Below are 22,948 nucleotides of genomic sequence, written 5' to 3'. Positions count from 1 at the left end.
TTTAGCTAACCTAGATCAATTTTATATTTTTGTCTTGCCGGTAGTATCTCTTCAAACTCGCAATTTAATGCATTCACTAACTTGTAGAGAGTTTCGAGCTTAATGTTAACATTACCTCTTTCCATTTTTCCGTAATTACCGCGTTCTATACCAACATAGGCGGCAAAACCTTCTTGCGAATAGCCGGCTTCTTTACGTTTTTCTCGTAGTTTTTCACCAAAATTTTTAACTAAATCACTCACCTGATTTTCCTCAAGGCAAAATGATTAGATTTTCATGTTGAGCGCTTAACTACCACGCCCTATAATACCCATTATTATAAGAAGTTCATTAGGATTTACTTTGAAATTTGACCCTCTCGTAGCTCAAATTATTGTTGCACCAAATTTTGATAACTTTACAACAAGTGATGTACGCTCGGCGTACTTAACATTAAAAAGTGATGCTTCGTTGATACCTACCGCAGTTAGGCGAAGTATATACGCAGAACTGCTCAAGCTTGTTAAAAAAGGCTGGCTGAAAAAGGTGGTATCAAATAAAAAAGGATTTACGCGATTCAATAAAACAGAGAGCTTTGATGTTGAGGTAATTACTCACTTAGCTAGTTCAATACCTATTTCAATCACAGAAAAAGAAAATGATAAACATGCGCTGTTACTTAGTAAGTTAAACCATTACAAAGCCGAGTTATTATTGAATATGGGGGAATCAGAGGCATATAAAGAGCTCTATTTGGAGTCACCCGAACTGGTAGATGAACTACAGCCACAATACAACAAAGCAAGAGACAACAATACCAGAATACTTGGCAAGATTAGAGCGATTGAAGGCTTACTGAAGCAAAACGAAGCATTAGAAAAAATATGAAACTAAGACTATGGCAAGCCGAATGTATTAATTTTGCGCTTACACAATATCAGAACGGCAATAGCCACTTTTTAGCCTTGGCAACTCCTGGGGCGGGTAAAACTTTGATGGCTTCAGAATTAGCTAACCAGTTATTAAAAAGCAATATGGTCGATTTAATCATTTGTTTTTCACCGTCGTCTATTGTTTCCCAAGACTTTAAGGAAAGCTTACAGCTAAAAACGAATGAACGATTTGATGGGTTTATTGGCGCTAAAGGTAGAGCTTTAACCTATCAAAGCTTACAGTATTTAGATGTGCACTTTTGGCAACTATTTGAACGATATCGTGTTTTTGTAATATTTGATGAAATTCATCATTGTGCAGGCTCTAATATTGACAATGCCAATGCATGGGGTGAGCAGATAATACTTAACATTCAAAATAAAGCACAGTACACATTAGCCTTAACAGGCACTCCTTGGCGCTCTGATGCTGCTCCTATTGTTCTTTCATCGTATCAACAGCCTAACAATAAAATAGCGTGTGATTACGTTTATGGGCTTTCTGAGGCTATTGGAGATAATGTTTGTCGGGTTCCACAAATAGTAGCTGTTGATAATAGCCGCATTACAGTTGTAGATGACGCTGAAACCAAAACATTTAACTGCTTTAAAACGTTATTAAACGACTCTGGCGTTTCTTATCAAGAAATTATTGAAAATGAAGCGGTAATAAAATACATGATTTCTTCAGCTCAAAAAAAGCTGACTTCAATAAGAGTGAAAAACCCCGATGCAGCGGGGTTGATTGTTGCATCGTCTGTTGAGCACGCCCATCAAATCTCTATGTTAATGCAAACTTACTTTGAAGAGGATAGCATTGTTGTAACCTACCGAGAAAATGAACCTACAAGTATTATTCAGCAGTTTAGGTATGCACAAACTAAGTGGATTATTTCTGTTGGTATGATTAGCGAAGGCACAAACATCCCTCGCTTGCAGGTTTGCTGCCACCTTACAAACATAAAAACAGAAATGCATTTTAGGCAAATATTGGGCCGTATACTGAGGGTAACAAACTCTAAAAACCAAGAAGCGATTATGTATATGCCTGCCGAGTCTAAGCTTTTAGAGTACGCGTATAGAGTTAATCAAGATGTTCCATTTGAAGCTGATGTAGTTAAGTTTGAAAAGATGAAAGCTGCTGCTGGAAAAAACACCGCAGATACAAGTTCAAGCGATATCACTTTTAATAAACAAAGTAAAAAACCTTCCAAAGCTCAGTTTGATTTTGATAACTTTGCTGACTTTTTTGATCAGCCAGTTGTGAGCAATAGGCCTGAAGCGACAGAGGAGCATTTTTTAACCGGTGCCTATGAGCGAATTATTAATATATCAGGCCGCTTTCAGCAAGAGGCGATTGCTTTAGGGTTAAGTGAATTGCAGTAAATACGCTAAAATTCACCTCTTGTAGACCTCTACAGGTAACATCTATTTCAGTTACTCGAGGACATATAACTTTATTTAAGGTGTTGTTATGTATAGTTCCTCTGAAGCTCAGGTAAAAAAGACTATATAGAAATTTTAACCAATTGGAAGAACAGTGAAAAATCAAGTTATCTTGACAGCTTGAACCAAGGCTAGACAGAATAAGCCTAGCTGATGTTATTCACTACTAAATATTCCCAATTCGCCTTTCACTGTCTTGGAGTACTTAGAAATGAAAAGTAACTTCACATCGCCCCATTTTAGTATGAATTTTTTAAAGTGTTGCCCAAATTTACTCTTGAGTACAGTACTGCACTCACTGAATGAATTTAAAAATGTAATTATCTGAACTATCCTTGTAATCGGCTTCTAAAACACTGTATATATCTTTTAATATATAAGTATCCTTCAGTTATTTAGAATTAAAATCTAAGAGGCTAATGTTTATAATTATATTTTTTGCTAAGGTTATTCTAAGTAGGCACTCCTAGTAGAAGATTTAATATGAATGCACATTCTGATCCAAAGAGTCATATAGCAACATTATCTATAACGGGCTTTAAATCAGCTCAAAACATCCTTGCATCTTGGGGTTGTAATTCAGAACAAACTAAAAAGATACTTGGACTAACAGATAACGCTTTTAGAAAATTAAAGTCAGCTTCTGACTCCGCTAATCTCGATAAAATTCAGCTTGAACGTATTAGCCATATACTAAATATCCACAGTACGTTACGAAGTGTATTTAGTAACCCTAAAAACGTTAAAAACTTTATGAAGATGAATAATCACAATGATTTTTTTAAAGGCTTAGCTCCTATCGAAATAATTGAAAGTGGTGACTTCATAAAACTTCATGAAACTTCAATCCATATTAACTCACTAAGAGAAAACTAATAGTTAAAGCAACGTAGTAACGCATTCCTTTCTATAAATAATTACAATGAAGTAAAACCTCCTTCTGCTAGCACCTTAACAGAAGTCCCTTCATTTTCTGCGCGGTAAGACTCTAAGCTTTGTTGCGCAATAAGCAAGTGTCCTAAACGCTTGCGTTACTTGGTCGATCTGGCATTGGGTAACGCTGTAGTTGAATCATCCTTAACTCCTTAAATTTTCCTTTTATTTGAGCATAAAATAGCAAATAGATTATTGAGGCGCGATTATAAACGTTATCCACCTAATAACTGTAATCAGTTTATTTGCTAACAATGAATAACATAGCGGTCAAATTTTCAGCTCATACCGCACAATTTTTGAATGGCTGGTTTTCGCTGCCAGTATGACTATTCTTCAAAACTGTAAAAGCAAGTATAGCTACTACAACTAAACATTATCATCCGGTAATCCCTTTTTAAATTATCTTTTTATCTCCATAACAATATTCATTAAAATCTTCAGTCCTCTTTTTTAAACCGTAAAACTGTAAAATCAACAACATTTGTTTCTTTAATTGCTATCATTTCTTTCTGTAATAAAAAAAGTTGGTGTAATAACTCTTTATTCTCTGCATGAAGTTCTACGTTTTCTTGACGCAGCTCATCTCGCTGAATGCGATATTTATCTTTAAGTTCGGCTTGGCGTGCGACTTCTTTTTTTAGTTTTTTTTGCTGCTCGTCAACTTGGATTTTTGGTTCATTTATTTTTATAAGTCTGTTTTTAAATTTTTCATAAGGTTCGCATTTGTAATTTAGTGTTCCATTCGATAGGCCAGCTACTTTTTCTACTGAATGTTGATTAACTCTCTTCCCTTCAGCAAGAAGCTCTTTTACCGCAGCCTCGGCGGCTAAAATGTTAAGCTCTATTTTGCTAGTCATATCGACACTCCGCAGCTTTCAAGAAACTCTTGGTGCGATTCTTGTTCAAGTTTAAGATATTCAATTTGCGCCTCAGTTCGCCTATGCTTGATACTATTGCTGATGAGGTTGGTATAGTAGTAGAACCGATTTTTATGGTATGTGATTGCACTTTCATCAGCAACAAAGTTTTCGCATTCAGGGTTGCATACTGAGGAATGTATAAGTGCTTGCATTTTACAGCTATCTCCATTTAAACAATACATTCCATGCCCTAAAGCTTTTAATTTTGATTTACCTCGTCTTGCCATCTGTTTTGCTTTTTTAATGCTTGGATAAACTTTAACGCTTTGGTCTTGACCTTGTTGTGATTTAAGTAGCTCCCCACCTTTACCAAAAAGATTAGGATTTTCTTGAAGCTCAACAGCTATTTCTGCATTCGCAGTAAGCTCCTCGCGCTTCCAGTTACTTTTCAGCTTCTCTGACACACTATTTTTATATATGCTATTTGCACTTCCACCTTCGGTATACCAGTCGGTTTGCGTTCTTGAACGGTGTTTAAACTGAAACGCTAATGTGCGGTCATTTGCTGCACCTAACCTCTGACTATGGACAGCAATAGAACGTCGGTATTGATGTGAGCGTAATGGCCAATAGTTATTAAGTACAATTTCTTCTTTAATAATATCAAAATTATTAAGATTTTTATTAAGTCGATAAAATTCACTGACCTCTTCTTTTGATATTTTCATATTAGTAACTTGTGTGAGCATAGTAAGTTCTGGTATTTGAGTTTGTTTATTAGTTTTTCCTGACAACTTTCTAATTACATTACTTGATACATAAGACGTAATGTTGCTAGTGAAATTTAACTCTCTAATTTCTTGTTCGCTTAAGTGTCCAAAAATTGAACTGGCAATTTTATTTGCAACACGAAACATAATTTCAACCCACGGGGCTGCCGCCCATATTTCATCCGAACCACGCTCTGGGGCAAATTTAGTGAGCTTGGAATGAACACCAATATATCCATTATCTGTATCAACTATTAGTCCTCCTAGCTTAACATCTTTGGATTCACTATCTCGCATACCAGTATACGCTTGAACTCCTACCTTAAGAACACGGTTAATGCGGTGAAATGCACTAGCTAATAGAGGGTAATCAAGATAATAATCTATCCCCACTTCTTTGAGTGAAGTCCAGTATCTTTTTGCCTCTACTGACGCCCCTAAAGCTCTTTGCTGTGACTTTTCTCTATTAATAACGGCATGGTCATCAGGGTATTTCTCATTGTATGCTTTTAATAAAGATTGATTTTCAGCTTTTGCCCAATAAAGAGTCCATATTTTTTCCTTTGGCCGAGATCCTATTTGCCTTTTTTCCTGCGGATATTCGCGACAAAACTCACCTAGTTTGGAAAGTATCGGTAAGGCTTTGGGTAGATATTCTAATTCAATATCCTCAGCGTATTCTTTTAATCCGCTCCACAGTTTACTTAGAATAGAAAAGGGCATGCAGTAGGTCTGATTTCCGTCATTTCGCCCGTCAATAAATTGTTTTATATTTGTATTAATATAAAAACCATATGTTTGAAAAGGCGTGTGTTGAAGGTCATTCAACCCTACGAGAGCTAATAGAATATTTCTAGCTGAATCATGCGACATTGTTTTACGGAAGCTTCTGTAAATTCTTTCAAATAAATTCTGTTGTCCTAAATGAAATAGCGACAAGATTCCTTCTTCTTGACATACTTCTGCGCATTTTATTATATGATTACACTTTCTTAGTAGGCTATTAAGTTTACTTCTTCTTTGGAGCAACCATAGTTCAGCTAAACATACAATTTTAGTTTCAAACTCTAAGCGCCCACTCAATTTATTAAAATTGGCTGACCGTTTATCATCTATCTGCTGCCAATCTGCTTTCCATATATCCATTGAAAAATTAACTGCTTCACATTTAGCATTCTGACCCTTTGTATTAATATATTCTTTAGCAGGCATAACCACCATTAGCTGTAAATCACGACTTATTTCTCCAGACTGTTTATAATATTGCAAGCCGCTAACAATACTAGACCATGTTGGAAGGGAGTTTCTCGTTCCGCCATTCGTTTTATCTAATCCAAACCGCTCTAAAGTAAGCAAAGATATTAGATTTTGATTTGCCATACTTCACTTATACCTTCTTTGTTAATTCTATTTTGAGCATTTAGAAGTTTTTTAGGGGAAACAAACTGAAGCGCTGTATTTAATTTATCTAATAGAGATGTATAGGATTCCTCTCCTACTCTTGCACCAGCATATCCAGCTTTATTTAGCATAATTGCTTGTCGAAACGAAAGTGTTTCATACAAGCAATCTTCATCATCAATAAGAGTGCATTTATTGCACTCTAAACAGCTTAGTAAGTCTGTGCATTGCTTAGGCTCTTTATTTTTTTTCTTCATTTTATAATAGAAAGCCTGTTCTTGTGGCGATGGTGGTAATGACTGGTTGCAACCGAGTCCATTAGCGCTTACTGAACACTCCGTATCATGATTTTCTTGTAAACGAAATCCACTTTTCTCTGCCTCTATTTTTCTTTCTTCGAAATCTTTGTGAACTTCAGTTCCGCTCATAATTACGGAAAGGGCTTGACTCATTGACTTAAGATTAGTGATAGGATTTCCACGACCATAGTTATTTTCATATGTTTCATATTCATGCTGAGACTTTTCAGTTAAAAGGAGAGGATCTTTACTTTCATCTTCAAGGGTCATTTCTACTGATTTAATTAAGGTCTGTAAGTTTATACGAGGTAAGGAGATGCCTAACTCTTCAATTAACCAGATGTGGTCTTGATCAAAAATTGCTTGGCTATAGTTTTTAGTATTAAATCCATTGAACTGACGCAGCTTAGTGTTAACAGAGAAAAATAAATTGTCGGCATACTCCTGATTGTCAAAATTTAGCCTCTGAAAAACATTAATTATACGCAGCCGAATACTGCTAAAGCTGTTAAACCATTTCAAACCGGACTTATCTATATCAAATTCATTATTGCCGATACCAAACCGCACAAACTTAAACCCACGTCCCTTCATTAACGGCTTGGTCTCTATACTTCCTGAATCAGTAAATATTATGTCACTATATTTAAGAGAAGATGTGATTGATTTACGAGAAAGCGTATAATAAGTAAACAAGATAAACGACAATGCCATATATGTATTCACATGATTCTTTGTCACAATCATATGATCATGCTTATCGCCATTAATAAAAAATGTGATTGGAGTTATTTGGCAAAAATTATTTCTACCCAGAGTGCCACTTGGTAATTTTTCACTTTCAATATAATCGAGAGTATCTATTAAATATTTCTTATAGACTTCATACAGTCGTGTAACGAAATGCATTAATAGGCTTAATTCATGAGGTTGATAATATATTGAATTAGTATATTTTTTTTGAGAATTTGTATTTGAGAAGACGTATTCAAAGTTTGCCACAAATACGCCTAGATATATAAGAAACTTGTTTATAATGCTCAAATTACTTATAGCTGTTGATTCTTGCCAAGCGAGAGTCCGTACTTTTGTCTTCATCATGTGACAATAAGCTTCAAGTGCATCACTTCTTTTATAATCAAGCTCATGCTGCGCGACAAAATTAAAATAGTCGCGAATCCCTCTAAAAATGGTGTTTCGCCCACCTTTCCCAAACGATTTTAAATAATTTTTAATAGAAAGTGCCAATTTATAGGTGTCTTGGCAGTAATCTTCTTTGGGAATGTTCACAAAGTTGTTGTACTGATACCCAGTTTTGAAATAACTTCGAAAAAAATTTTTAGAAGCTCCCATGTTGAAATCAATCACAGAGCAACCTGTTCCATGCGCATTAATCTCTATTGTATTTTTTGCATTATACTCAGTTATACCGTCTATATTTATCATCCTAGTACCACTCCCTGATAAAACTTTGATGCCGCTCTATCAAGTATATTTGCAGCTTTAGTTAGCGTACCTTCGCGGGTAAAGTGACTAATATATTTCATTGTTTGCGAGACAGACTTATGGCCCATAGCAACCTTCACAAGGTTGAGCACCTGCTCCATATCAGAAATATCTTCTGATAATAGCCTTAAAAGATTTGTTCCAAAGGTTGCGCGTAAATCATGAGGTTTATGATCAAGTTTTTTTCCAGTCCTTGCTAAATAGCATTTTTTAATTTTCACCCATAGATTATTGATTTTCATAGCACTCGCTTGTTGACCTGGGTTTACAATAAACAATGGGGAATAACCGGGAACTCTTGCTGTATTCTTATGATAAGTGGCTAGTTTGGATTTGTATTCTTCGCCTTCTACATAGTCCAAAACCTCTTCGTAAAGTGCTTTAGTAATAAATAACTCTCTCGGGATGGAAAATTTAGTTTTTACTCCTTGTTTAGGCCCGATAGTGATATCTCTCATAATAAATGATTCATTTTCTGCAAATAAATCAGAAGTAAAAAGCTCACTATTCATCGTATAAACTTCTTTTCCACGCAGCCCACAACCAATCATAAGCATAATCATTAAATATTCTTGAGTCGGTAGCTGTTCGATAATTTTTAAAAGTTCTTCACACTCATTTCGAGTAAAAGGATTTAACGGAGTATGGTTATGTTGTTTAACAGGCCTAATTGCCAAGTCTGTTGAATTAGTTTTAACACCTCTACCTGACATACGCAAGCTGCTTTTATAAAAGTTATTTTTGTCTACTACATTGTTTTCATTTAGAAAATCATAAAAAGCTTTGATGGCGTTAATATAGTTGCTTGCTGTAGTATATGAAAGCTCAGTAGCCTCATCATGAACTCTAATTAATAGCTCTTCACGGAAGCCATAGCTTGGACTTTGGTAATGAAAAATAGATGGCTCGAAAGCATTTATATTTTTATCTTCTAACCAACGCACCCACTGAAGCAATGCTTTGCTTAGTGGCTTAGTATCAACTGTTTTACTGGCCTTTTCCATAATGAAGATATTTACAAGCTGTGAAAGTTGAGTGTCCTTGATACCTGAAATAGCATCAATAACAGCTGTTTTACGTACTTTCATATCAAGTGATTTTTTTTTCATATTTACAAGGTTTACTTCCCCAAATCTGACAGTAGTAGTTACAGTCTTTATTGTTTTAGTTATCAACATAGGAACCTCTATTATCTATTTTATACGACACTGCAGTTCTAAATATAAATATCAGGGTATCAATTCTAAGAAGCAAATAAAAGAGTGAATGAACAACCGCCAAAACAACCTCGCATAATATTCACTGATGTTTTGATCATATCGTATGCTGGGATCTTCGCATCACCATAACTTGGGTGAGGAATACGCTGATACGGCAGGCCAAATACGGCATCCATTTCATGTGTTTCAAGCGGAAACGCAGGTGGATTTACCCAAATAGAGCGATCTCCATGACGTTGAAATAACGCTCGTGCACAACCCGGGTTGGTTTCTTGGTGTAAAATACGCGATGCATGAGCATACAGTGGTTTATTAACACTGACTTGTTCAAACGCAGGCAGCTTAACGTAGGTTTTTTCCCAAGGTTTGGGACGCGCTGGCTGAATGGTTATTGGTTTTGCCGCTTCAGCTTGTAAATCAATACCCGCTTTTTTAAATTCGCTTTTGCTACAACCCACATCATCGGCACCATATGGGTTTGGAATTGGGTCAATTTTACCAATTTTATCAATCGCGGTGGAATCACTACCACGCCAGCCCGGTAATGGCTCTTTGCGGATAACAGCAGTACCACGAATATCTTGAATAGTATCCATGGTTTCGCCTGCGGCGATACGGTGCGCAACTTCCACCAGCGGACGTTCAGCATTACCGTAAATAAGAATGTCAGCTTTAGCATCAAATAAAATACTACGGCGTACTTTTTCTTGCCAGTAATCATAATGGGCAATACGACGAAGGCTGGCTTCAATACCACCAATAACAATAGGTACGCCTTTATAGGCTTCACGACATTTTTGTGAGTAAATCATCACAGCACGATCTGGGCGTTTACCGCCGATGTTACCTGGGGTATAGGCATCATCATGGCGCATTCGTTTTTCAGCCGTATAACGGTTGATCATCGAGTCCATATTACCAGCGGTCACACCAAAAAATAAATTAGGTTTACCAAGTGCCATAAAGGCATCTTTGGACTGCCAATCAGGCTGCGCGATAATACCAACTCGAAAGCCTTGCGCTTCGAGAACACGCCCTATTACCGCCATACCAAAACTAGGGTGGTCAACATACGCATCGCCACTAATTATGATTATATCGCAGCTATCCCAGCCAAGTGCATCCATTTCTTCGCGTGTAGTTGGTAAAAATGGTGCGGTGCCGTAACACTCAGCCCAATATTTAGGGTATGAGAATAACGCTCGCTTGGCTTTAAGTGCGCTCATAAAAAGTAACCAATTGCTTTAAAAAAGGTCGCAAAGTATACCCGAATAAATGAATAAGCGATATTAGCTATTTACGCTTGCACTGAGTATATTGCAACAATAGTGCTATTTTTTACTTTCAATATACTGAATAAGCTCAACTTCTGGCATTGGTTTAGCGTACATAAAACCTTGCACTTCATCGCAACCTAATTGTTTCAGGAAATCGGCTTGAGCTTGCGTTTCAACCCCTTCTGCAATAGTTTTTAGGCCAAGCTTAGCACCCAACGCAACCACTAACGCAGCAATTGCGCCGTTGTCGTGATCGGGAAGATCTTTAATAAATGCGCGGTCGATTTTCAATCTATCTAATGGTAACTTTTGCAAGTAACTGAGTGATGAAAAGCCTGTGCCAAAGTCATCAATAGCCACTTCAATACCAAACGCTTTTAGCTCATTTAAGGTATTAATCACCATGCTCAGCTCATCCATAACCACACTTTCGGTAACTTCTAACTCAATATTTTGTGGTTTGACTTGGTATTTTAATAACGTCTCTTTGACTTGTTGGGCGTAGCCTTTCACTTTAAATTGCGGCACCGACACATTCACTGCAATACGGATCTCAACACCTTGCGCTGCTAAGCGCTTTTGCTGTTGGCAGGCCTGCTCTAACACCCACTGACCAATAGCAACAATTAACCCGGCATCTTCAGCTAGGGGCACAAAAATCGCGGGGGAAATATAATTACCATTCCCCGACGGCCAACGCAGTAACGCTTCACAACCCACAATTGATAAATCATCAAACTTCAACTGCGGTTGATACCACACTTCTAATTTATTGTTTTCAAAATCTTGGCGAAGTTGACGGATGATCCCTAATCGCCAAGCCATTTGCTCTTCCATATCAGGTGTGTAATAAACAGCATTACCTAACTGACCTTTTTTCGACTGATTAAGTGCGATATAAGCAAGTTTAAGCGTTTCGATACCACTGGTTTGAAAGTCTTGCTGCTCACACAAACCAATTTTAAAATTAACCGGTAACAAATGCTCAGCAGCACTAAAAGGGAGATTTAAATTTTCATGTAATTCATTTAAATCAAATTCGCTGCGTGCAATTAAAAAACCAAATACATCGGCGCCAATGCGTGACAGTAATTTAGCCTGTGGATATTCTTGTTTCAGCCGCTCAACAATTGCAATAAGTAAGTAATTACCTACTTCCTGCCCCAAACCATTATTGATATCTGAAAAATGGGCGACATCAATTAAAACGAATACGTATTCATTACAATTTAAACGGTGGTATTTTTCAACCTGCTCAATAAAATCGGTTCTATTCGCAAGCCCAGTTAGCACATCTTTATAGGCGGCATCTCTGAGCTTATTAAACAACCTAACATTATCTAGCCCCACGCTGACATTCGTTAAGAATATTTCAGCAAATTGCAGTTGGGTTAAACTTGGTGGGCTAATATACTCTAAGTAAATAGCGGCTTGGCGATTTTTACTTTTTAATAAGAAAGTGGTGTCGTGTTCGGTGTGTTGATGCTCGCCAAATTCAAAACAATTCTGCACCTGTAGAATAATACGTCCATCATCTAACTGCTCAACACCTTGGCCAATAAAAGCACTAAACTCAGCACATCCACCAAGCACTCGAACCAGGTTACTGTCATCTAAACTGCCACACACCACACCTCGGGGTACACAATCTAAAATCACCGACAGTTGCTTAATCACTGCCATAGTAAAGGCTTTAATATCAGTAAAACCTAAAATAGCTTTTGATGCTAATAAGATATTATTTAACGCTTTGCTTTGGAACTCAAGCTGACAAACTTGCTCATAGGAGCGAATTGCAGTGACCAGTGATGTCACCAACTTACTGCGAGTAAGTTCTGTTTTAGTTTTATAATCATTAATATCGTATTCGCGAATAACTTTTTCTTCAGGGGCATAACCTGGTTGGCCAGTACGTAAAATGATACGCACATTATGGTTTTGCAACGTATCACGTACTTCTTTAACTACTTTTAAACCAGCATCATCAGATTCCATGACGACATCTAGCAGCAAAACCGACACATTATGAGTATTAGTTAATACTTCGATAGCCTCAACGCCTGAATAAGCATGATGAAAACGCAGTGTTTTACCCCAAAATTCAACGCCTGATAAGGCAAGTTCGGTTACCGTGTGGATTTCTGGCTCGTCATCAACGATTAAAATATCCCAATAACCTGCTGGCACAATGTCCTCGTTCAGCTCTTCCTCATGATTGAAAAACAAAAAATCATTGTGTTCTGACGTCATTCCAAATCCTTTAAATTCTTATATTTTGCGCCATCATTTAATATTGAGACAATTCAACTATTGACTAATAAGTTATCACTATTTAGCTTATGATACAGTATTAATGTTGATAATTAATGAAAGGTTGATTAACTGATTATAGTCGATATTCAGCGTCTCGTTGTATAACTGTGGAATTTATCATTTAAGGAATAACCATTAAGATTTTGCCTAGAGTTACTAAGTTTATTTTTCTTATTACTTTGATTCTTTTAGTAATTGGCTTGCTATTGCCGCAGCAATATCAAGTTCAAAAAAGCATTACTATACATGCCCCGCAATCACATATAACTCCCTTGATCAGTGACTTTACCAAGTGGCCTAGCTGGTCACCTTGGCAAAAAGTAGATCCAAGTATTGTTTTCACCCTTGGCGAGCCAAGCGCAGGCGTTGGTGCTCACCAGTTTTGGCAAAGTAGCTGGGGGTTTGGTGAAATGACCATTACCAATATAAGCGGCGCTAAAATTAATTTTAATATTCTATTTAATGAAGAGCATATTGTTGCCGGAGACGTTTCTTTTTCCTCTCTAGCAAGCGACAATTTAGTAACATGTACATTATCAGGCGAAGTTACTACACCAATCTTAGGGGGCTATTTAGCGCTATTTAGTCAATATGTTTTACAAAACACCCTAAGACTTGGACTTAATAACTTAAAAACAGCAGCACAACTACAAACGATACCCCAGAGTGAGAAAGTTGATGACGATTCAAACAGCCCAAGCAAAAATTAATCTCGCTCATATAATTGAAACTAAGCTTGGTTTCTCTATGAGTAAAACCAGCTCAACTCGTCTTACCAATGCCAGTGACGATAGTTATGGGCCGCAAGGGCAAAGCAAACTACCGTATCAAGTCAATAGTGATCACTCAACACTCGCCAGGGCGCAACATCGCCAACAATTACTATTAGTAAAGCAACAGCAAAATATTGAAGCAATTATGGCTATGGCAATGGACTTTTGCCCTGATGTAACCAGTAATGGCCAACCAGACGGAGATTGGGTTGAGCGTTTTATTTCACTATGTGAAGATACTTCCAATGAATCAATGCAAAAACTGTGGGCAAAAATTTTAGCCGGAGAAACTGTATCCCCAGGTACATTTTCAATTAAAAGCCTTCAAACGCTCAAACAAATGACCCAGCGAGAGGCCGATGCACTGCAAAAGTGTACCGCCCTGTGTGGCTATAATGAAAAAGATCACAGCCATCTAATTCTATTAGGCTTTTATAAAAAACCCTCCTTGTTTGATTTGCTTCGCAAAGGCAATAAGGTATCGTTCAATTTAGGTAAAGCTGGGATCAGCTTTCCTGATATTTTAACTTTGATGGATATAGGCCTGATCTACCGCAAAGAGATTGAATCTGCGGCGCTTAAAGCTGGCCAAGAAATAAACCTAACATTTTTAACTCAACGAGTAGCACTTAAGCCAAAGAGTAACGATTTAGTACTGAGTTATTATAAATTTACACAAACGGGTGATGAATTACGAAAATTAATCAACACGCCTATAAATAAAGCCTATAAGCAATTATTAAACAGTGCGCTTGAGGAAGAGTTTGAAGTAACGTGGCACACAATTAAATAGCGGTGCCACGTACGTCAAAGCAAACAAATTAGAAGTGAATTTGTACGCCTGCAAATGGACCCGATGCATCAATATCAGTGTACAAATCATCAATATCATCAAGTTCAAGTGTCATTTGACGGTAGCCCGCTTTGATATCTAAATCAATTGCTAAGTTATCAAGTAAAGCCCATGCAATACCCGCTTGGTAGTCTTGCACTTTGCTATCATCAATCGCTAATAAGCTGCCTTCAAAAAATACGCTTAAACCCGTTAACGGTAAGCCCACTTCAGCGCGGCCATAAACTAGCGGCACAAGGCCTGAAAAATCAACTGTCTCTGTCGTTGCTAAGCCATTTGAAGTACCACTTACGATAATATCGCCATCAAACTGCTTTGCATTAACCCCTAAATCGATAGACACTAAGTCATTATCGAAAATTTCATAGTAAAGAATATAATCAACATGAGATAAGTCAGTGATCGTAGTTGCAGGCGTATTGGTAGTAAACGTTGTATCACCAAATACAAAGCTTTCATCTAACAAGGTTGAGCCATTTAGTTCAAGCTCGGTGTACTTTAATTTAATATTTGGTACAAGAGGAATTGGATGCTCAAGGGCCGCGTAGTAGCTAGTAAAAGTTTCATCTTCAAAATTAAAATTTTGCATTTCGCCTCGATCAGCAAAACTACCTGAGTTATCAGATTGCCAGCCATCAACACCAATATATAAGCCTAATAAAGTGTCAGCGTGTGCCGCTGGGGCTAAACATGCCATCGAAAGGGCGGCAGCTAAACAGTACTTTTTCATGTTTTATCCTTGCGCTAAAAGTTCGCTAAGTTCAATAAGAGCCGCGTTGGCTCTTGAGATATAATTTGCCATTACTAATGAATGATTCGCAACAAAACCAAAGCCATTACCATTTAGAATAATTGGGCTCCATACAGTTTCTTGCGTGGCCTCAAGCTCACGTATAATTTGCTGTAAGCTTACTCGCGCATTCTTTTTCTCTAATACATCTGCAAAATCATATTCTACCGCTTGCAAAAAATGTAATAAAGCCCAAGTTGCGCCACGTGATTCATAAAAAACATCATCAATTTCCCACCAAGAGGTTTTCACTTGGTTTTGTAATGGTGCATAGGTGGCTTGGTGCGCTTCCTTATCACCAGCTAAATCTGTATTTAAACGCTCTTGACCAACACTGGCACTTAAGCGCTGACTTAAACTACCTAAGCGTTTTTCAGCTTCTTTTAACCACCCACGCAAATTATCAGCACGTGCATAAAACTGACTCTCGCGGTCGTTTTGATCGGCTATTTGCGTACGGTAAACAATTAAATAATCGATACCTTTTTGATATTCACTTTCTGCACTAGGCCACGCCCATGCTTCTGAGCTGATATTAAATTGCGGTTGCGCCTTTTTTAACGCTTCGTGTTCAGTTGACTGTGACTGTGAACGGCTAAAATCTTTACGCATTGATAGCGCCAAATCGCGGGTCATTTCAAGTGCACCATATTCCCATGCAGGCATATTGTCCATCAACACGCTTGGCGGCATCATATCGTTAGATAAATAACCTCCGGGTTTATTTAATAAGGTAGTCGCAACGTTGATTAATGCTGACGTGGTTGTATAACCGGTAACGAATTTTTCTCCGCGAATTTGTGCATCCTGTTTCGCTTGATTGATCACATTTACGCGGCTAGGTTCAACGCTCCAATAAACAGATATGGCATAAAAAATAACAAAGACTAATAGTAGCCCTGTAATAATCTTCCCTTTATGTTGTGACATTTAACCTCCTAGTGATGTGTATGATGCTGCTGAGATTGTGGTGCTTCTGCTATTTGGCTTTCTAATGAAACCACCGAAGCTTGAGTAAACACCCGATCGCCATTGCTAAAATATAGCGTGAGTTTAAGTTCTTGCCCTATTTTTAATGGCTCTTTTGGCTCAAATACCATTAAGTGATAACCACCTGGCTTAAAATCGAGTTGTTGATGAGCCTTGATCTGTAGCGTATCTACTTTTTGCATTTTCATCATGCCATTAACATGCTGATGTTCATGGATCTCAACACGCCCTAAGCTCTCAACCGTTACCTTGGTTAGTTCGATAGCTGTGTCACCATGGTTTACCAGTGTTAAATAACCAGCGCTGGATTTACTCCCCGGTAGAAAGTCTCTTATTTGAGCATTGTTAACAACAATTTCGTTAACCGTATCATGTTGGTGATCTGCATGAGCTAATAACGCAGAAGAATAAAGACCCATAGCTAAAATAGCAGGCGTGAGCATAGTAAGTAATGACTTAAACGACATTTCGATCCTTGTTATATTTAATCACTTTAAGTTCTAAATTTAGCATATTTGCGAAAAAATAGTCAGCTAAATTAATATCGAAGGTAATTTCAGTGGCTCAAATTAAGCCACTTTATGATTATCAGTAACAAGCCAGCATAAGCAAACGATCAGTAATAATGGCCAAGCAATCATTAAAGATCCAAAAAGCAAGGCTAACATCACACCAACCCCAACAATAAGACCCGCTCCAAGCACGCCAACGCTGACCAGTGCTATTACCGCTATAACCACGATCACCGCCACTAATGCACCAAATAATTCAATGCCAACCCAACTTAGGTCTGCAATCCATAGAGGTAATTGCCATGAATCAAATCGCACCACCTCAAATGGATTAAATGCTATGCACAACACTACCAATAAGCAAAACGCAATAATTTTCATGGCTCTTCCCTAGTACGCTTTATTGTCTAAACAACAATGAGCAATTAAGTAACCTGCACCGATAAAGACAGGAAACTGGATAAAAAGTACAATCGTTGCAAGCCTAGTCGCCCAGATAGGAAAATCGAACCGGCGTGCTAAGCCACTACATACACCCGATATTTTTTTATTTAACGGATCTTTACCCCAACGAGTATGGTTATACGTGTTCATTGTCATTACTCCTAGGCGGTCTGTTTCAATTTAGCTTTAAGCTCTGCAAGCTCATTCTCTAACGCTTCATCTTTTACTAATGCGTCTATTTGCTCTGCAGTTGAATGCTGCTTCGCTGTTACATCATAAGCCTCAACCTGCGCTTCTATTGATTCCACGCGTCGCTCAATGACATCAAAGCGAGAAAGTGCGTGCGCGACTTTATCGCTATTCAATTGTTGATTAACACGCACCCGTGCATTCAATACATGGTGAACCTGCGCTAGGCTTTGCTGCTTAGCTTTAGCCGCAGTTAGTTTGTCTTGTAAACGCTGCGCGTCATCACGTAACTTAGCTAATGAATCGGTTAATTTAACCAGCTCTGGTTCAATCGCCGCTAATTCTGTTGCAACACGTTGTTTTTCTTTAAGTGCTGCTGTGGCTAAATCATCTCGCCCTTTGCTCACTGCTATCTCAGCTTTTGCTTGCCATTGTGCTATCGAGGTTTTTTTATCCGCTTGCTGGCGCTGTAACGCTTTTTCTTCGCAAAGAATAGTCGCCGCAGTCGTGCGACACTCATCCAGTGCTTGCTGCATTTCGTGGATTAATAAGTTAAGTAATTTTTCTGGATCTTCCGCTTTATCTAAAACTGCAACGAGGTTTGATTGAATTAGATCATTAACGCGATTAATTAAGCCCATGGTTTTCTCCTGTTGATTATGGGTGATTACAACAAAGAGATTCCAAGACTTGTGCCAAGTAATGAAAATAAAAAATTAAACAATATAAAACAAAAGGATAGGATTTTAAAGTAGAAATTAAACTGACTTTGACATGAATGTAATTAAGTTAATTTGACTAAAAAAATGATTTTTTAACCACTATTTAGGATCAAAAAAGCCACTAAAAAGTGGCTTTTTTAGCTACTTGTTTATCTACTCAGGCACAAAACTAAGCGCTTTATCCATCACTGATAAATCAGCCTGTTTGCCATGGCCGTTTTCAGAAAGGTGACGTCTGTAACCTCGAGCGCCGGGTTGACCTTGAAAAATACCTAACATATGTCGTGCAATATGCCAAAAATTAGCACCTTGGCGCATTTCATCTTCAATGTAATCATACATAGCGCGCACCACATCATGACGAGAAAGTGTAAATGGGCTATCACCATAAATTTTTTCGTCAACTTCGCTTAAAATAAACGGATTACTGTAAGCTTCTCGACCTATCATTACACCATCGATATGAGCTAAATGCGCAAGACTATCTGCAATCGTTTTAACGCCACCATTTAAGCTCAGATCAAGTTGCGGGTAATCTTTTTTTAATTGATAAACTCTTGGGTAATCAAGTGGTGGCACTTCGCGGTTTTCTTTCGGACTTAAACCACTGAGCCAAGCTTTACGGGCATGAATAATAAAATCGTCGCAACCAACCTTATGAGTGGCCTCAATTAGAGCACATAAAAACTCATAAGAATCTTGTTCGTCTATACCAATACGCGTTTTAACTGTAATAGGGATATTAACTTGCGCTTTCATAGCTGCAACACATTCAGCAACCAATTGCGGCTCCGCCATTAAACAAGCACCAAAACGTCCATTTTGTACGCGATCAGATGGGCAACCAACATTTAAGTTTACTTCATCATAACCACGCTCTTCGGCAAGTTTTGCACACTGTGCCAACGCTTGCGGATCAGAGCCACCTAATTGTAAGGCAACAGGATTTTCATGGTGGTTAAAATGCAGGTAATCACCGCGACCAAATAGAATCGCTCCAGTGGTCACCATTTCGGTATAAAGCACCGCATGCTTAGTCATTTTACGATGAAATGTACGGCAATGACGATCTGTCCAATCAAGCATGGGGGCCACAGAAAAACGTCTATTCAAAGTAAAATCCTCAGGTTAATTAGTCACAGGTGGTAGCGACGTAAAAGCGCTGCATTTTACACAAATAGCTAGGCTGCTTCAATGATAAGCATTGAGCCACTTACAAGCCCAAAGCAACAGCTGTAAATGGCTCAATTAAGATTTATTATCTAACCTCAGGTTATTTAACTAAGTAATCATAATTAACACCGCTCACTTCAACAACGGTTACTGCAAGTTCGGTGTAATTTTTAATTTTAGGGTTTACCAGTTTAGCTCCGACAGCTATTTTCGCAATTTTATTGGTTTTGTCTAACTCCACAACCTGCAATGATGCGGACGTAGCAAAGTCTGCTGACTGAGTATAATACTCTGAACCAACGCTTGCACTAACAGCTAGATTTGGCTCACTGTTTGAAGTTGATTGCAGCAAGGTCCCTTTTTTCAAATCACTTTTTAACATTGTAAAACTAAACTTGGGGGTATTCTTCTCTCCAACAAAAATAGTTACTGCGCTTTGTCCATTTAACTCAAAACCATGCTCTGTAACTTCCACCACCCTTACCGCATCTCTATCGTAGTCTGGTTCTAAACAGCCTACGGTCCCAAACAGGATCAACGTAGATAAAACAATACTTTTAAGCTTCATTTCCATTCCTTAAATTAAAAAACCTATAGAGTAAAACTAGATAACACTTAGCGATATTTCAATAATTAAATCATTGAAATATATTTAATTCCATTTATTACTTATTAAAGCGAAGCAACAGCTAAGCCAAAGTAGTGCGCAATGCCATCTAATATATTAGTAACAGCGACTGATGATAATATTAACCCCATGATCCGGCTAATAATACTCGCCCCGCTATCACCAATTAATTTATGTACCTGGGTTGCTAAAAGTAATAAGACTAAGACCACGCCAAGCACTGCAATCATCATTGAAGAGGTAATTAATTGCTCAACCCAAGTGTATTCTGTATTTCGGGTCATTAATACCGCGCCTAGCATAGCTCCGGGGCTAGCTATAGATGGCATAGCCAAAGGAAAAATGGCTGTTTCAGTACTATTTGGCAAACTTTTAATTTCACGTTCGGGCTTACTTTCGCCAAAAATCATCGACAATGCGAACAATAATAAAACAATGCCGCCGGCAATTTGAAACGCAGATAATGGAATATTAATTGCGTTAAGTAACAACTCACCCGCGACAACAAAAAATAACAATACCAAAGCTGAAACAGCCACGGCTTTAAGAACAACTTTACGTTTAAACTTTTCGTCATGACCACGCGTAACTGCAATAAAAACAGGTACAGTACCAATTGGATCAATTACCGCAAAAAAGAAAATAAATATAGCTAATAGCTCATTCATTGCTAGATTTCCTAGAATAAAACTGTTGAATAAAAACGCTGCAACTACAATACAGTATGATAGTATATCACGGGTAGCGTAAGGATAAGATGAAGATGAATATAGAATCACTCGTTAGTAAAGCCAAGCAAGTGTGTGACAATCGCGGTGCGCGATTTACACCAATCCGTGAAAAAGTATTTCGCCTATTAGCAAGTGCTCAAGGGGGGGTGGGTGCTTATGATTTATTAGAGCAACTAAAACTGACAGAATCAGGAGCAAAACCAGCCACCATTTATCGTGCTTTAGACTTTCTAGCCGAACTTGGTTTTATCCACAAAATTGAAAGCACTAACGCATTTATGTTGTGCCATCATTTTGATCATATTCATCCTGTGCAACTTTTAATATGCGACAGTTGTGGTTTTGTCAAAGAACTACATTCAAGTGTCATTTCGCATGAGCTTAATAGTCTTGCCGCTGAAAGTGGATTTATCGTATCTGGACAGACTATTGAAGCCCACGGTAAATGTGGACAGTGTAAAGAATAATTAAGTGCAGAGCTAAAATTAGTCACTACACTTTAAAGTATAACCGCAGTAAAACTGCTAAATTCGAGGGATAAACAGCAATGAATGTAGAGTTCATCAATCCTTTTTTATCATCTTTGTTGAATGTGCTCAGCACAATGGCGCAAACCGAGCTAAAACCGGGGAAGCCAAAAATTAAAAAAGATGAAGTTGCCTGTGGCGACGTTTCTGGATTAATAGGCATGGTAGGACCACAAACTAAAGGCTCATTCTCAATCACATTTGATGAGAGCCTAGCACTGACTATAATGGAGAGAATGCTTGGTGAACGCCCGGATTCAATCAATGAAGAAGTAACTGATATGGTTGGTGAAATTACCAACATGGTTACTGGCGGTGCAAAAAATCTACTCGGCGAAAAAGGCTATGACTTTGATATGGCAACCCCGATAGTTGTCTCTGGTCACGGTCATACCATTACCCATAAGAGCGAAGGGGCAAAAATATTGATCCCATTCACCTCTGATGCAGGTAATGCCAATATTGAAGTTAGTTTCGATAAAATATGAACTGGTTACAAAAAACCATTCAATTAAAGCCTCGTCCTAGAGGCTTTCATATTATTGATAATGAAATAATCAGCCAACTACCCGAGCTAGCCCATTATCAAATCGGCTTATTACACCTCTTTATTCAACACACTTCAGCAAGCTTAACCATCAATGAAAATGCCGACCCAACGGTTAGAATGGATATGGAAAGTCACTTCAATAAATTTGTTCCAGAATGTCAGCCTTATTATCGCCATGATTACGAAGGCGCTGATGATATGCCTGCGCATATAAAGTGCAGCACCTTAGGCTGTGAACTCACTATTCCAATCAACCAAGGGCGCCTGCAGCTTGGTACATGGCAAGGTATCTACTTAGGCGAGCATCGTGATCATGGTGGCGCAAGACGTATTGTCGCAACACTGCAAGGGCAAGTTTAAAAAGCTATCAGCTATCAGCTATCAGCTATCAGCTATCAGCTATCAGCTATCAGCTATCAGCTATCAGCTATCAGCTATCAGCTATCAGCTATCAGCTATCAGCTATCAGCTATCAGCTATCAGCTATCAGGAAACACTCTAAATCAGCTTTTTAAATAAAGGAAGTCGTTTATATTGAAGGACTAAGTATTTAACACGATTGGTAATGTATTTAAAAGGTTGAAGCTGTAGCTTGAACTGCTATGACTTAGTTCGACCTTGGGATGTTTTTTTGATGTTTGATGAAGATTGGAGCGGCACACGAGGCTCGAACTCGTGACCTCGACCTTGGCAAGGTCGCGCTCTACCAACTGAGCTAGTGCCGCATTATATTTTTACTTTAAACTTACTGCAATTTCTTTGGTGAGAAATTGGAGCGGCACACGAGGCTCGAACTCGTGACCTCGACCTTGGCAAGGTCGCGCTCTACCAACTGAGCTAGTGCCGCATTATAACTTCTAGGTTCTAGGTTCTAGGTTCTAGGTTCTAGGTTCTAGGTTCTAGGTTCTAGGTTCTAGGTTCTAGGTTCTAGGTTCTAGGTTCTAGGTTCTAGGTTCTAGGTTCTAGGTTCTATGTTCTAGGTTCTAGGTTCTAGGTTCTAGGTTCTAGTTTCTCGGTTCTAGGTTCTAGGTTCTATGTTCTAGGTTCTAGGTTCTACATTCTAGTTTCTATGTTATAGTTTCTACATATTCGTTTTTAACTATACAATTCACTATTTTCTGTGTAAA

The 22,948-nt window shown here is 38.1% G+C and carries 24 protein-coding genes, 2 tRNA genes and 1 pseudogene; 9 read left to right on the top strand and 18 right to left on the bottom strand.

Going from position 1 to position 22,948, the window contains the following annotated elements:
* Nucleotides 1–5: 5 nt before the first annotated feature.
* A complete protein-coding gene (locus tag A7968_RS04515; RefSeq protein WP_064665408.1) occupies nucleotides 6–242 on the bottom strand; it encodes a helix-turn-helix domain-containing protein in 237 nt (78 codons plus the stop codon).
* Between the two features lie 100 nt (nucleotides 243–342).
* On the opposite strand from A7968_RS04515, the gene A7968_RS04510 reads away from it, so the two are divergent.
* The 3 genes from A7968_RS04510 to A7968_RS04500 all read left to right on the top strand — a co-directional run bounded on the left by A7968_RS04510 (nucleotide 343) and on the right by A7968_RS04500 (nucleotide 3,233).
* A complete protein-coding gene (locus A7968_RS04510; protein ID WP_064665407.1) occupies nucleotides 343–867 on the top strand; it encodes a VspR family transcription factor in 525 nt (174 codons plus the stop codon).
* The gene (locus A7968_RS04505) at nucleotides 864–2,297 is read left to right on the top strand and encodes a DEAD/DEAH box helicase (protein ID WP_064665406.1); all 1,434 of its coding nucleotides are present in this window, start codon (nucleotides 864–866) and stop codon (nucleotides 2,295–2,297) included. Before A7968_RS04510 ends, A7968_RS04505 begins: the two co-directional genes overlap by 4 nt.
* Before the next feature lie 543 nt (nucleotides 2,298–2,840).
* Entirely contained in the window at nucleotides 2,841–3,233 is a 393-nt protein-coding gene (locus A7968_RS04500) for an antitoxin Xre-like helix-turn-helix domain-containing protein (protein ID WP_064665405.1), read from the top strand.
* A gap of 497 nt (nucleotides 3,234–3,730) precedes the next feature.
* On the opposite strand, the gene A7968_RS04495 is transcribed toward A7968_RS04500, so the two are convergent.
* The 6 genes and pseudogenes from A7968_RS04495 to A7968_RS04470 form a co-directional block, all read right to left on the bottom strand.
* Nucleotides 3,731–4,150: a hypothetical protein gene (locus A7968_RS04495; protein ID WP_064665404.1), complete on the bottom strand. Its 420-nt coding sequence runs from the start codon at nucleotides 4,148–4,150 to the stop codon at nucleotides 3,731–3,733.
* A complete protein-coding gene (locus tag A7968_RS04490) occupies nucleotides 4,147–6,303 on the bottom strand; it encodes a hypothetical protein (protein ID WP_064665403.1) in 2,157 nt (718 codons plus the stop codon). The genes A7968_RS04495 and A7968_RS04490 overlap by 4 nt, the downstream gene beginning before the upstream one ends.
* Nucleotides 6,285–8,069 (bottom strand): hypothetical protein, encoded by a 1,785-nt coding sequence (locus A7968_RS04485; RefSeq protein ID WP_064665402.1) that lies wholly within the window; start codon nucleotides 8,067–8,069, stop codon nucleotides 6,285–6,287. Before A7968_RS04485 ends, A7968_RS04490 begins: the two co-directional genes overlap by 19 nt.
* Complete coding sequence (locus A7968_RS04480) at nucleotides 8,066–9,307, bottom strand: tyrosine-type recombinase/integrase (RefSeq protein WP_084448035.1); 1,242 nt, start codon at nucleotides 9,305–9,307, stop codon at nucleotides 8,066–8,068. The genes A7968_RS04485 and A7968_RS04480 overlap by 4 nt, the downstream gene beginning before the upstream one ends.
* 86 nt (nucleotides 9,308–9,393) lie before the next feature.
* Nucleotides 9,394–10,575: pseudogene (locus tag A7968_RS04475) on the bottom strand (YgiQ family radical SAM protein); the annotation flags it as partial.
* 105 nt (nucleotides 10,576–10,680) lie between these two features.
* Entirely contained in the window at nucleotides 10,681–12,876 is a 2,196-nt protein-coding gene (locus A7968_RS04470) for a bifunctional diguanylate cyclase/phosphodiesterase (RefSeq protein ID WP_064665400.1), read from the bottom strand.
* Nucleotides 12,877–13,145: 269 nt separating this feature from the next.
* On the opposite strand from A7968_RS04470, the gene A7968_RS04465 reads away from it, so the two are divergent.
* Both A7968_RS04465 and A7968_RS04460 read left to right on the top strand, forming a co-directional pair.
* Nucleotides 13,146–13,649: an SRPBCC family protein gene (locus tag A7968_RS04465; protein WP_371850142.1), complete on the top strand. Its 504-nt coding sequence runs from the start codon at nucleotides 13,146–13,148 to the stop codon at nucleotides 13,647–13,649.
* Entirely contained in the window at nucleotides 13,618–14,505 is an 888-nt protein-coding gene (locus tag A7968_RS04460; RefSeq protein WP_064665398.1) for a TIGR03899 family protein, read from the top strand. Before A7968_RS04465 ends, A7968_RS04460 begins: the two co-directional genes overlap by 32 nt.
* Nucleotides 14,506–14,533: 28 nt before the next feature.
* Here the strand turns inward: A7968_RS04460 and A7968_RS04455 are convergent, their stop codons facing one another.
* The 9 genes from A7968_RS04455 to A7968_RS04415 form a co-directional block, all read right to left on the bottom strand.
* The gene (locus A7968_RS04455; protein ID WP_064665397.1) at nucleotides 14,534–15,295 is read right to left on the bottom strand and encodes a TIGR04219 family outer membrane beta-barrel protein; all 762 of its coding nucleotides are present in this window, start codon (nucleotides 15,293–15,295) and stop codon (nucleotides 14,534–14,536) included.
* 3 nt (nucleotides 15,296–15,298) lie between these two features.
* Complete coding sequence (locus A7968_RS04450) at nucleotides 15,299–16,285, bottom strand: DUF2333 family protein (RefSeq protein WP_064665396.1); 987 nt, start codon at nucleotides 16,283–16,285, stop codon at nucleotides 15,299–15,301.
* Nucleotides 16,286–16,293: 8 nt separating this feature from the next.
* The gene (locus A7968_RS04445; RefSeq protein WP_064665395.1) at nucleotides 16,294–16,812 is read right to left on the bottom strand and encodes a copper chaperone PCu(A)C; all 519 of its coding nucleotides are present in this window, start codon (nucleotides 16,810–16,812) and stop codon (nucleotides 16,294–16,296) included.
* Between the two features lie 102 nt (nucleotides 16,813–16,914).
* The gene (locus tag A7968_RS04440; RefSeq protein WP_064665394.1) at nucleotides 16,915–17,238 is read right to left on the bottom strand and encodes a hypothetical protein; all 324 of its coding nucleotides are present in this window, start codon (nucleotides 17,236–17,238) and stop codon (nucleotides 16,915–16,917) included.
* Nucleotides 17,239–17,247: 9 nt separating this feature from the next.
* Complete coding sequence (locus tag A7968_RS04435; RefSeq protein ID WP_064665393.1) at nucleotides 17,248–17,451, bottom strand: PspC domain-containing protein; 204 nt, start codon at nucleotides 17,449–17,451, stop codon at nucleotides 17,248–17,250.
* Nucleotides 17,452–17,462: 11 nt separating this feature from the next.
* Nucleotides 17,463–18,131 (bottom strand): PspA/IM30 family protein, encoded by a 669-nt coding sequence (locus tag A7968_RS04430; protein ID WP_064665392.1) that lies wholly within the window; start codon nucleotides 18,129–18,131, stop codon nucleotides 17,463–17,465.
* Between the two features lie 234 nt (nucleotides 18,132–18,365).
* Nucleotides 18,366–19,325: a tRNA dihydrouridine(20/20a) synthase DusA gene (gene dusA, locus A7968_RS04425; RefSeq protein WP_084448033.1), complete on the bottom strand. Its 960-nt coding sequence runs from the start codon at nucleotides 19,323–19,325 to the stop codon at nucleotides 18,366–18,368.
* A gap of 160 nt (nucleotides 19,326–19,485) precedes the next feature.
* A complete protein-coding gene (locus tag A7968_RS04420) occupies nucleotides 19,486–19,953 on the bottom strand; it encodes a hypothetical protein (RefSeq protein WP_064665390.1) in 468 nt (155 codons plus the stop codon).
* A gap of 104 nt (nucleotides 19,954–20,057) precedes the next feature.
* Nucleotides 20,058–20,681, bottom strand: a complete 624-nt coding sequence (locus tag A7968_RS04415) for a MarC family protein (protein WP_064665389.1) — start codon at nucleotides 20,679–20,681, stop codon at nucleotides 20,058–20,060.
* A 95-nt stretch (nucleotides 20,682–20,776) separates the two neighbouring features.
* On the opposite strand from A7968_RS04415, the gene A7968_RS04410 reads away from it, so the two are divergent.
* From A7968_RS04410 to A7968_RS22830, 4 genes are all read left to right on the top strand, one after another.
* Nucleotides 20,777–21,211: a transcriptional repressor gene (locus tag A7968_RS04410; RefSeq protein ID WP_064665388.1), complete on the top strand. Its 435-nt coding sequence runs from the start codon at nucleotides 20,777–20,779 to the stop codon at nucleotides 21,209–21,211.
* Nucleotides 21,212–21,291: 80 nt separating this feature from the next.
* Nucleotides 21,292–21,759 carry a chemotaxis protein CheX gene (locus A7968_RS04405; protein WP_064665387.1) on the top strand — a complete coding sequence of 156 codons (468 nt, stop codon included), beginning with the start codon at nucleotides 21,292–21,294 and terminating at the stop codon, nucleotides 21,757–21,759.
* Nucleotides 21,756–22,181, top strand: coding sequence for a secondary thiamine-phosphate synthase enzyme YjbQ (locus tag A7968_RS04400; protein WP_064665386.1), 426 nt, complete (start codon nucleotides 21,756–21,758; stop codon nucleotides 22,179–22,181). Before A7968_RS04405 ends, A7968_RS04400 begins: the two co-directional genes overlap by 4 nt.
* Nucleotides 22,135–22,323, top strand: coding sequence for a hypothetical protein (locus A7968_RS22830; protein ID WP_084448031.1), 189 nt, complete (start codon nucleotides 22,135–22,137; stop codon nucleotides 22,321–22,323). The genes A7968_RS04400 and A7968_RS22830 overlap by 47 nt, the downstream gene beginning before the upstream one ends.
* Nucleotides 22,324–22,470: 147 nt before the next feature.
* On the opposite strand, the gene A7968_RS04395 is transcribed toward A7968_RS22830, so the two are convergent.
* Both A7968_RS04395 and A7968_RS04390 read right to left on the bottom strand, forming a co-directional pair.
* Nucleotides 22,471–22,546 (bottom strand) — tRNA-Gly (locus tag A7968_RS04395).
* Between the two features lie 46 nt (nucleotides 22,547–22,592).
* Nucleotides 22,593–22,668, bottom strand: a tRNA-Gly gene (locus tag A7968_RS04390).
* Nucleotides 22,669–22,948 lie beyond the last annotated feature (280 nt).

Source organism: Pseudoalteromonas prydzensis, from assembly GCF_001661495.1.
GTDB classification, from domain to species: domain Bacteria; phylum Pseudomonadota; class Gammaproteobacteria; order Enterobacterales; family Alteromonadaceae; genus Pseudoalteromonas; species Pseudoalteromonas prydzensis.
This window is presented reverse-complemented; position numbering and strand designations above follow the sequence as displayed.

What these genes read in the sequence shown, in the direction of transcription:
- A7968_RS04490 (WP_064665403.1), bottom strand. Translation starts at nt 6,303, where the DNA reads ATGGCAAATCAAAATCTAATATCTTTGCTTACTTTAGAGCGGTTTGGA.
- A7968_RS04505 (WP_064665406.1), top strand. Translation starts at nt 864, where the DNA reads ATGAAACTAAGACTATGGCAAGCCGAATGTATTAATTTTGCGCTTACA.
- A7968_RS04410 (WP_064665388.1), top strand. Translation starts at nt 20,777, where the DNA reads ATGAATATAGAATCACTCGTTAGTAAAGCCAAGCAAGTGTGTGACAAT.
- A7968_RS04500 (WP_064665405.1), top strand. Translation starts at nt 2,841, where the DNA reads ATGAATGCACATTCTGATCCAAAGAGTCATATAGCAACATTATCTATA.
- A7968_RS04420 (WP_064665390.1), bottom strand. Translation starts at nt 19,953, where the DNA reads ATGAAGCTTAAAAGTATTGTTTTATCTACGTTGATCCTGTTTGGGACC.
- A7968_RS04405 (WP_064665387.1), top strand. Translation starts at nt 21,292, where the DNA reads ATGAATGTAGAGTTCATCAATCCTTTTTTATCATCTTTGTTGAATGTG.
- A7968_RS04415 (WP_064665389.1), bottom strand. Translation starts at nt 20,681, where the DNA reads ATGAATGAGCTATTAGCTATATTTATTTTCTTTTTTGCGGTAATTGAT.
- A7968_RS22830 (WP_084448031.1), top strand. Translation starts at nt 22,135, where the DNA reads ATGGTGGCGCAAGACGTATTGTCGCAACACTGCAAGGGCAAGTTTAAA.
- A7968_RS04485 (WP_064665402.1), bottom strand. Translation starts at nt 8,069, where the DNA reads ATGATAAATATAGACGGTATAACTGAGTATAATGCAAAAAATACAATA.
- A7968_RS04450 (WP_064665396.1), bottom strand. Translation starts at nt 16,285, where the DNA reads ATGTCACAACATAAAGGGAAGATTATTACAGGGCTACTATTAGTCTTT.
- A7968_RS04480 (WP_084448035.1), bottom strand. Translation starts at nt 9,307, where the DNA reads ATGTTGATAACTAAAACAATAAAGACTGTAACTACTACTGTCAGATTT.
- A7968_RS04495 (WP_064665404.1), bottom strand. Translation starts at nt 4,150, where the DNA reads ATGACTAGCAAAATAGAGCTTAACATTTTAGCCGCCGAGGCTGCGGTA.
- A7968_RS04435 (WP_064665393.1), bottom strand. Translation starts at nt 17,451, where the DNA reads ATGAACACGTATAACCATACTCGTTGGGGTAAAGATCCGTTAAATAAA.
- A7968_RS04440 (WP_064665394.1), bottom strand. Translation starts at nt 17,238, where the DNA reads ATGAAAATTATTGCGTTTTGCTTATTGGTAGTGTTGTGCATAGCATTT.
- A7968_RS04445 (WP_064665395.1), bottom strand. Translation starts at nt 16,812, where the DNA reads ATGTCGTTTAAGTCATTACTTACTATGCTCACGCCTGCTATTTTAGCT.
- A7968_RS04430 (WP_064665392.1), bottom strand. Translation starts at nt 18,131, where the DNA reads ATGGGCTTAATTAATCGCGTTAATGATCTAATTCAATCAAACCTCGTT.
- A7968_RS04460 (WP_064665398.1), top strand. Translation starts at nt 13,618, where the DNA reads ATGACGATTCAAACAGCCCAAGCAAAAATTAATCTCGCTCATATAATT.
- A7968_RS04470 (WP_064665400.1), bottom strand. Translation starts at nt 12,876, where the DNA reads ATGACGTCAGAACACAATGATTTTTTGTTTTTCAATCATGAGGAAGAG.
- A7968_RS04455 (WP_064665397.1), bottom strand. Translation starts at nt 15,295, where the DNA reads ATGAAAAAGTACTGTTTAGCTGCCGCCCTTTCGATGGCATGTTTAGCC.
- A7968_RS04400 (WP_064665386.1), top strand. Translation starts at nt 21,756, where the DNA reads ATGAACTGGTTACAAAAAACCATTCAATTAAAGCCTCGTCCTAGAGGC.